Source organism: Lactiplantibacillus xiangfangensis, from assembly GCF_001438845.1.
GTDB lineage: Bacteria > Bacillota > Bacilli > Lactobacillales > Lactobacillaceae > Lactiplantibacillus > Lactiplantibacillus xiangfangensis.
Genome location: NZ_JQCL01000077.1, coordinates 1 through 1,204 on the forward strand (window position 1 = coordinate 1; position 1,204 = coordinate 1,204).

At 38.8% G+C, this 1,204-nt stretch carries 2 pseudogenes; both read left to right on the plus strand.

What is annotated here, in order from left to right:
* Nucleotides 1-57 precede the first annotated feature (57 nt).
* A pseudogene (locus tag IV64_RS09220) lies at nucleotides 58-819 on the plus strand (replication initiator protein A); the annotation flags it as partial.
* A 259-nt stretch (nucleotides 820-1,078) separates the two neighbouring features.
* Nucleotides 1,079-1,204, plus strand: a pseudogene (locus IV64_RS09225) (type II toxin-antitoxin system RelB/DinJ family antitoxin); the annotation flags it as partial.

Consider the following 1,204-nt stretch of genomic DNA (forward strand, 5'->3'; position numbering starts at 1 on the left):
TAAAGGAAGCTGATCTTTTTTGTCCGAACAGCGTTCGGATTAATTTTACAATCTACTAATTGCCATAATCAAAAAGTCGTCAAAATTAAAAAAGAACTCGAATCCGCTCATTTGCTGATGCAAAAACAACTGGGCTTTAACCCAAAAACAAAAAAGAATGAACCGAATCGCTTATATCTGTCCAAGCTCGATGTGAAAGCAACCGATGTCTATTTACGCGGTGAAGATAGCCCAAAAGTGTCTCAAACCCTTGCTACAAGCGGAACTGCAAAAAGTGCAGTTAATCTATATAAAGAACCTAAAGAAAAAGATAAAGATAGATACAAGATAGATACTCAAAAGTTAAATTTTTCCACAGCTAACTTTTCACCAGCTGAAATAGAAATCCAAAATCGGGATTTAGTAAAACATGCTGATGAGTTCTTAACGGATTCAGAAAGTGGCTGGGAAGTCTTCTTAGAACCCGAAGCCATTCAGCTGCTCAGTTTTTGGTGCCGCACTCCGCAACAAATGCGGCGCTTCATTGGCATTATATTAAATGCTAAGTACCGAGTTGAGAAAGATCACAAAGATATTGGTGTCATAATCCCACTTGATGATGAGGAACTGAAACCTTTAATGACTAAAGCCTTGAGACGCTACTTTAACGCCCTGAGAAGCAATGAGAAGCACATCAAGAATGTTGAGAACTACTTATACGGCACCATGCAAAACCTATTTGGCGTTTGGTGGAATAAACAAGCGGCTAGAGAATATGCGGCCAAACACCCCGAAGAAGAAAAATCGGCCGACAACGATAACAGTGGGTTGTACTACTAGTCCTAAAAGGCTACAAAATTCTTTCTAAGCGATTTTAAGACTTACTAACCTATTTATACTTAAGTTAGATTTAAATGGCTTAAGCATAAGAATAGGGGCTTTTAAATGAGTGTCAGAGCTAACCAGGCTAACCAGCTCAAAAGTTCAGCCTTTAGATCAACGCCAAGCTCAAGTGATTTGAGGCCAAGGCTTTATCTATTGATAAGGTACTCAAAAGGTAGTATAATGGTAGTAGTAAAAGAAAGGAGATGAGACAATCATGGCAGTTAAGGAAAAGAAACGGGTTCAAGTCAAGATTGATAAAGATTTGGCCGATGATACCGAAGCAATTTTAAGCGAATTGGGCTTAAATCCAACCACGGCCATTAACATGTTTTACAAGCGG